General features: G+C 50.0%; 9 protein-coding genes. 5 read left to right on the top strand and 4 right to left on the bottom strand.

Features of this window, described 5'->3' with window-relative positions:
- The first annotated feature begins 219 nt into the window (after positions 1-219).
- Both ACUVQO_RS21730 and ACUVQO_RS21725 read left to right on the top strand, forming a co-directional pair.
- Entirely contained in the window at positions 220-1497 is a 1278-nt protein-coding gene (locus tag ACUVQO_RS21730; protein WP_445927910.1) for an aspartate aminotransferase family protein, read from the top strand.
- 191 nt (positions 1498-1688) lie between these two features.
- The gene (locus ACUVQO_RS21725; RefSeq protein WP_445927909.1) at positions 1689-2840 is read left to right on the top strand and encodes an NAD-dependent epimerase/dehydratase family protein; all 1152 of its coding nucleotides are present in this window, start codon (positions 1689-1691) and stop codon (positions 2838-2840) included.
- A gap of 24 nt (positions 2841-2864) precedes the next feature.
- On the opposite strand, the gene ACUVQO_RS21720 is transcribed toward ACUVQO_RS21725, so the two are convergent.
- Positions 2865-3011 (bottom strand): four helix bundle protein, encoded by a 147-nt coding sequence (locus tag ACUVQO_RS21720; protein ID WP_445927908.1) that lies wholly within the window; start codon positions 3009-3011, stop codon positions 2865-2867.
- Positions 2990-3250, bottom strand: a complete 261-nt coding sequence (locus ACUVQO_RS21715; RefSeq protein WP_445927911.1) for a four helix bundle protein — start codon at positions 3248-3250, stop codon at positions 2990-2992. Before ACUVQO_RS21715 ends, ACUVQO_RS21720 begins: the two co-directional genes overlap by 22 nt.
- Before the next feature lie 174 nt (positions 3251-3424).
- Here ACUVQO_RS21715 and ACUVQO_RS21710 point away from each other — a divergent pair, with 174 nt between their 5' ends.
- Complete coding sequence (locus ACUVQO_RS21710; protein ID WP_445927907.1) at positions 3425-4558, top strand: glycosyltransferase family 4 protein; 1134 nt, start codon at positions 3425-3427, stop codon at positions 4556-4558.
- Between the two features lie 145 nt (positions 4559-4703).
- Here the strand turns inward: ACUVQO_RS21710 and trmB are convergent, their stop codons facing one another.
- Both trmB and ACUVQO_RS21700 read right to left on the bottom strand, forming a co-directional pair.
- A complete protein-coding gene (gene trmB / locus ACUVQO_RS21705) occupies positions 4704-5345 on the bottom strand; it encodes a tRNA (guanosine(46)-N7)-methyltransferase TrmB (RefSeq protein WP_445927906.1) in 642 nt (213 codons plus the stop codon).
- Between the two features lie 17 nt (positions 5346-5362).
- A complete protein-coding gene (locus tag ACUVQO_RS21700; protein ID WP_445927905.1) occupies positions 5363-5956 on the bottom strand; it encodes a hypothetical protein in 594 nt (197 codons plus the stop codon).
- On the opposite strand from ACUVQO_RS21700, the gene ACUVQO_RS21695 reads away from it, so the two are divergent.
- Positions 5955-6446 carry a hypothetical protein gene (locus ACUVQO_RS21695; protein ID WP_445927904.1) on the top strand — a complete coding sequence of 164 codons (492 nt, stop codon included), beginning with the start codon at positions 5955-5957 and terminating at the stop codon, positions 6444-6446. The genes ACUVQO_RS21700 and ACUVQO_RS21695 overlap by 2 nt on opposite strands.
- 35 nt (positions 6447-6481) lie before the next feature.
- A partial coding sequence (locus ACUVQO_RS21690; protein ID WP_445927903.1) for a metallophosphoesterase family protein occupies positions 6482-7212 on the top strand: 731 nt, incomplete at its 3' end.

The raw sequence follows: 7212 nt of genomic DNA, 5'->3' as shown, positions 1-7212 counted from the left end.
CGATCTTGGGAAGCCCGCACCGTATGCGTAGCATCGGTGTCGGGAGGATGTCACCGCTGACTGCCTAGCTTCGTTCTATCTTCTAGCAGTAGGCTATGGTAAAGACTGGTGAGTTGAGTCGATAGTCTAAACGGCTTGACTCTGCTAAGGTAAACCTTGTCCAAGTCCAGAATTAGAGTTTTCTTGGTTTGAAGCCTGTTCAGTAAAGGAATTATTCCAGTGAGTCCAGAAGCCTTACTCCAAACTGCTGCTGCTATTGCCGAATCAGAGACCGGGGTATCCTCTGTGTTTACCTCGGAGGAATTTGACGAATACGTGATGAAGACCTACGCTCGCTATCCGATTACCTTAGAGCGAGGGGCAGGCTGTCGGGTTTGGGATACAGAAGGACGGGAATATTTGGACTTTGTGGCGGGAATTGCCACCTGTACCTTGGGCCATGCTCATCCGCTGATGGTAGAGGCGGTGACCCAACAGATTCAAACCTTGCATCATGTCTCTAATCTTTACTACACCAGTGCTCAGGGTGAGTTAGCAAAGTGGTTAGTAAATCATTCCTGTGCCGATCGCGCCTTTTTCTGTAACTCCGGGGCAGAGGCCAACGAAGGAGCGATTAAACTAGCCCGCAAGTATGCCCACACCGTTTTAGGGATTGCCGATCCGGTGATTATTACCGCCCATGCCAGCTTTCACGGTCGAACATTAGCCACGATCACGGCAACCGGACAGCCCAAGTATCAAAAAGACTTCAGCCCACTGGTTCCCGGTTTTCATTACGTGCCCTATAACGACCTGGCCGCCTTGGAACAGGCGATCGCAGACATAGATAAAGACGAACGACGAGTTGCCGCGATTTTGCTGGAAACCTTGCAGGGAGAAGGAGGTGTGCGTCCGGGCGATCGAACCTACTTCCAGCAGATTCGGGAAATCTGTGATCAAAAGGGCATTCTGCTGATCTGTGATGAAGTGCAGGTGGGCATGGGCCGGACGGGTAAACTCTGGGGTTATGAGAACCTGGACATTGAACCCGATATCTTCACCTCTGCCAAGGGCTTAGGGGGTGGCATTCCGATTGGGGCTATGCTGTGTAAGGAGTTTTGCAACGTTTTTCAACCCGGAGATCACGCCAGCACCTTTGGGGGGAATCCCTTTGCCTGTGCTGTGGCGTTGGCTGTTTGCCAATTTATCGAACGAGAGAACTTGCTGGCAAATGTGCAGGAACGGGGCGAACAGTTAAGATCAGGTCTACAGGCGATCGCAGCCTGCTATCCCGATAAAGTAGCCGAAGTCCGGGGTTGGGGGTTGATCAACGGTCTGGAAATTAAACCAGATCTGGAATTAACTTCGGCTCAAGTGGTTCAATCTGCGATCGATCAGGGCGTTTTACTGGTTCCGGCAGGCCCCAAAGTCGTTCGCTTTGTGCCGCCCCTGATTGTGAATGCCGCAGAAGTGGATCAGGCAATTCAGGCAGTGGATCAAGCTTTTGCTTCCCTATAAATTACTTCCGGGATAGTTTGCATCATCAAAGTCTGTGCTGGCTTTGATGGTTTTTTGCATTTTTGGTAACTCCCTATACCCTCATCCCACCCTCCCATCATTTGGATTTTTCCATAACACCAAATTGGTAGCTCACAAGGTGCCCAAGTCTGGTAGATTTGGCAGAGTATCCGCAAGCACGATTTGGCAACATGAAAGTCCTAGTTATTGGTGGTGATGGCTACTGCGGTTGGGCAACTGCACTCTACTTGTCCAACCGAGGGCATGAGGTAGGAATTTTGGACAGTTTGGTGCGTCGGCACTGGGACAATGAGTTGTGTGTTGAGACATTGACGCCGATTGCACCCATCCAATATCGACTCAAGCGCTGGCAGGAACTCACAGGAAAGGTCATTGATCTGTTTATTGGTGACATCACCAACTACGAATTTCTCAGCAAAGCGCTGCGGCAGTTTGAACCTGATGCCATTGTGCATTTTGGTGAGCAGCGATCGGCTCCTTTCTCGATGATCGATCGAGAACACGCCGTCATGACCCAGGTAAATAACGTGGTCGGGACGTTGAATCTGCTCTATGCCATGAAGGAAGATTTCCCCGATTGCCACCTCGTCAAGCTGGGCACGATGGGTGAGTACGGAACTCCCAATATCGACATTGAAGAAGGCTACATCACGATCGAGCACAATGGCCGCAAAGATACCCTGCCCTATCCCAAGCAACCGGGTAGTATGTATCACCTGAGCAAAGTCCACGATTCTCACAATATCCATTTTGCCTGCCGCATTTGGGGCCTGCGGGCCACTGACCTGAACCAGGGCGTGGTTTACGGGGTGCTGACCGAAGAAACCGGGATGGATGAACTGCTGATTAACCGCCTGGACTATGACGGTGTGTTTGGTACAGCCCTCAATCGCTTCTGCATCCAGGCCGCTGTCGGACATCCCCTCACCGTTTATGGCAAAGGCGGACAAACTCGTGGCTTCCTCGATATTCGGGACACCGTTCGCTGTATTGAAATTGCCTGTGAAAATCCAGCTAATCCAGGAGAATTCCGTGTCTTCAACCAGTTCACCGAAATGTTTAGCGTCGGCGACTTGGCGAACATGGTGCAGAAAGCGGGTTCTGCTCTGGGCCTGAAAGTCGAAGTGAACAATCTGGATAATCCCCGGATTGAGAAAGAAGAACACTACTTCAACGCCAAAAACACTAATCTTCTCGATTTAGGGCTGCAACCCCACTATCTGTCCGATTCCTTGCTGGATTCTCTGCTGAACTTCGCGATCAAATATAAGCATCGGGTAGATGAAGCTCAGATTCTGCCTAAGGTGAAGTGGCATCGGTAGGTGAAGGGGGTTAGGGATTAGGAATTAGGAATTAGGGGTTAGTTTTTGCTTGAGGGCAGTGATCAGACCATTTAGCATTTTGCCGACTTGGTTGTATTCACTTAGTAACTCCCAATATTTGTCATGCGTTACATAATGCAAATCTTTAGCTAGCAGCAGAAGATAAACCAAGTCCAGCTAGAGAACTGGAGTTTTCCTATCAGAGAAACTACGCTTCTGGACTTGGACAAAGTTCCTTGGGTTTCCTCAATCGAACCTTTCGCAATTATGAGAAAGCGAATGTACTCTTTTGTAGTTCCCTGCCCTTTTCCCTTAGCAATGTTCGTTGGGATTGACAAGGATACCAGACAAAGTTGATCTACCAGGCGATAGCTCTCTTCTGGCGGAAATTTCTTTGTCAATGTATACAGTTCAAGTACTAAATTTTATGAGAGGTTCTCCACGCTTTAAGGTTTTGCGAACTATCCAGTTCACCTTTTCCCGTTGGTATTTCATCCACCCAAACCCTTTACCCTTCAACAAATCAACTCAGTATTTCCATCTTCCAACCCTAACCTTCAATTCCTGATTCCTAGTTCCTCCCCATGCGAATTGCTCTATTTACCGAAACCTTCCTGCCCAAAGTTGATGGCATTGTTACCCGTTTGAAACATACCGTTGATCATCTACAACGGCTGGGTGATCAGGTACTGGTCATTTCGCCGGAGGGTGGCCTGACGGAGTATAAGGGAGCAAAGATTTTTGGCGTATCCGGGTTCCCGTTGCCGTTGTATCCAGAATTGAAGCTAGCGTTACCTCGTCCGGCGATCGGGGAAACCCTGCGCCTCTTCCAACCAGATCTCATTCATGTGGTAAATCCGGCGGTTCTGGGATTGGCAGGTCTATATTACGCCAAGACAATGGACATTCCACTGATTGCCTCTTATCACACTCACTTACCCGAATATCTGCAACACTATGGTATGGGAATGCTGGAAGGGTTGCTGTGGGAACTGTTGAAGGCCGGTCATAATCAGGCGCAATTAAATCTCTGTACGTCTACGGCGATGATGCAGGCATTGACGGAACACGGCATTGAGCGAGTGGATTTATGGCAGCGGGGTGTGGATACGGAACTGTTTCAGCCGCACTTAGCCAGTTGGGAAATGCGATCGCGCCTCAGCCAAGGTCATCCCGATAACCCGTTACTTCTCTATGTCGGTCGCCTGTCTGCGGAGAAGGAAATCGATCGCATTAAACCTGTAATGGAAGCCATTCCGGGGGCAAGGCTGGCGCTGGTTGGAGATGGGCCATATCGACAGGCACTGGAAAAACACTTTGAAGGGACACCCACCCATTTTGTTGGCTATCTACAGGGATTAGAACTGGGAGCCGCCTTTGCCTCAGCCGACGCATTCATCTTCCCATCCCGTACCGAAACTCTGGGATTAGTCCTGCTGGAAGCGATGGCGGCAGGGTGTCCGGTGGTGGCAGCCCGCTCCGGAGGAATTCCCGACATTGTGGAAGATGGGGTGAACGGATTCCTGTTTGATCCCAATGATGAGAATGGCGCGATTGCAGCTACCCAACGCTTATTTGCAAATCCTCAAGAACGGGACAATCTGCGTCACAATGCCCGTCGAGAAGCAGAACGCTGGGGTTGGTCTTCGGCTACCCAGCAGTTACAGAACTATTATCGGGCGATCGTCGGTTCCCAAACTCTCTCTTCTGTTGCCTAATTCAACCCAAGTTTGAAACCAATTATCTGAGATTCAGGCTCAACCGTTAGCCGTCCTCTCTTCTGTTGCCTGATTCAACCCAAGCTTGAAACTGTATGGTTGATTGAGAATGTAACACCGCCTCAGGATGACGATCGCCCGTTCACTATACTTTAGCCTTTCTTTCAAAGACAATCCGATACACCGGATCGCCATAGGAGAGAACCAACCGTTCCCGTTCGGTTTGTACAGGGAGAGGATTGGTCGGTAGCCAGCCAGAGGATTGGGGCGTGAAGGATGGGTTTTCCAGGAAGCGATCGCGCATATCCACAGCCACCTCTTCCACATCCGATTGCATAAAAACGGTGCCACTGGGTACTAAGAATTCAGCGAGATCTGCCACCAGTTCCGGTTGCACGACTCGGCGTTTCTGGTGTCGCCGTTTGAACCAGGGGTCGGGAAATTGGATGGAGACAGTTCTTAGATGTCCTGGTGGTAAGGAATTCAACAAGGGCCGGAGAGAATTATTAGCATTGCAGAACAGATAATGCAAGTTGGTCAGGCCAAGCTCATTTCGCCATTCCTGAGCCTGTTTCACTAACGGTTCGCGAATTTCCAGTCCCAGAAAATTCCATTCTGGCTGGATCTGAGCCATTTGCAGCAGAAATTTCCCCCGACCACAACCGATATCCAGGTGCAGGGGGCGATTGCAATCCGCATAAATCTTGGCCCAATCGGGAGGCTCAATGGTAACCTGATACTTCTTACTCAGTGGGTTAACATGCTCTCGCACCCGAACTAGGGACACTGCACCACCTCTATTACCTACAACAGTTTGAAGGAATTGAAAAAGCGATCGACATCGCCAGCCAATGTTTTTTCCTGAGTCTGCGGAACTTGCACGGCAATCTGGTAAATCCGCTGCTTCACCAAATAGGCTCGATGCACAATTAAGGCTTTGTCTGGAGCTTCAATTTTGAAGGCGCGACCTGGATAATCGCCGAGTTTAATCGCCTGTTCACTCACAACCTTCATCCGATCGCCTCCTATCAAGCCACTGGCCATCGCTTCTAGCAGAACGGGAGCTGGTATATTTTCCACTCCTTTGGGCAGTTCCACATAGGAAACGATATAGTTAACCTTGCCGCTGTCCTGGGTGGAGATATAAAAATAAGTGTTGATGTCTCCAGCAGGAGTATTGAGGGTTTGCTTCCTTTGCGTGGGTTGTCCTGGCATTAACACCGAAAAGCCCCCATCACTTGAGGAGAAGGATTGCCATTGGGCCTGAGCGACCTGCATCGGTGATTGCCTTTGGCTAGATTGCGCCTGCCCCGGTTGCCCGATCGCAGCCCCACCCAGGACTACTCCGCAAAGCAAGAACGGCAGAAAAGTTTTGGCTGATAGGAAATTAATCTTCATGAATCTGTCTCTACTATGCTGGATTTCATTTGCATCTGACCTGCAACCCATACGATCGCGGCTCTTCTATACTCTGGCGCTATTTCAATGGCAAGAGTTTCCCGCTGGGGGTAAATTTGTCGCTTTCCTATCCTACACAGATAGAATCACGTTAGTCCCACTATCCTCCTATACGAGGACTCCCGAAGAACAGTTTGAATGCATTGAATCTATCCTGCTGCAGAACACAAGCCAGATTGCCACTCTGCTAGAAGCTCAACTCAAGAATGAACAGCTAATGGCGCAACTACAGGCTGCACAACAGAGAACTCAGGAACAGTTGGATGAGTTTACTCGTGACACTCGTGCCAGTATTGAGGATCTGGTTCAGTTTGGTATGGATACTTTTGAACTGGTAGCAGAAAACAGCACCGATATCCGGGGTTTGCAGATTGAGAATCGGCGGATTTTAAGGGAACTGCGCGATCGCCGCCGAGATGATCAGCGGTAGGGATTGGGGAGCGCGATCGCGGTAGAGTGAAAAGGATGAGTGTAAAGTGCCGCTTTGCCATCATCAGCGATCCTCACATTACGCTGCCCCGCACTGTTTGGGATCATCCCGGTCGGGTGCACCTGGTAGAGGTCAGTATTCCTGCACTGGAGACGGTGCTGGAACGATTGAGTGTACTTGACCTGGATTTTTTACTATTACCGGGGGATTTGACCCAACATGGAGAGCCGGAAAATCATGCCTGGTTAGCCAAACGACTGGCTCAGCTTCCCTACCCGGCGTATGTGATTCCTGGCAATCATGATGTCCCCTGCTTGGAAGCCAATGCTCAATCTATTGGCTTGGCGGACTTTCCCTACTTCTATCGTGCATTTGGCTATGAAAATCCGGAGCAGTTGTATTACACCTGCCTGTTGAAACCCGGACTGCGATTGATTGCTCTCAATTCCAATACCTTCACAGATGAGGGAAAGCAGATCGGCTGGCTGGACGATCGCCAACTGATCTGGCTGCAATCCGTTCTGGCCGAGTTTCCGACTGACCTGAAACTGGTGATGATTCACCACAACGTTGTGGAGCACCTGCCCGATCAGTCTCGTCATGTCATGGGACGGCGGTACATGCTAGGCAATGCGTCTGCCCTCGTCTCTCGGTTGCAAACAGCAGGTGTACACCTGGTCTTCACAGGACATCTGCACGCTCAAGATGTAGCCTGTTATCAGGGAGTCTATGACATTACAACCGGATCTTTAACTATTGAGGGGTT

It is taken from the genome of Leptodesmis sp. (assembly GCF_052746595.1).
Note: the sequence above shows the minus strand (reverse complement) of the source record. Positions and strands in the feature narration are given on the sequence as shown.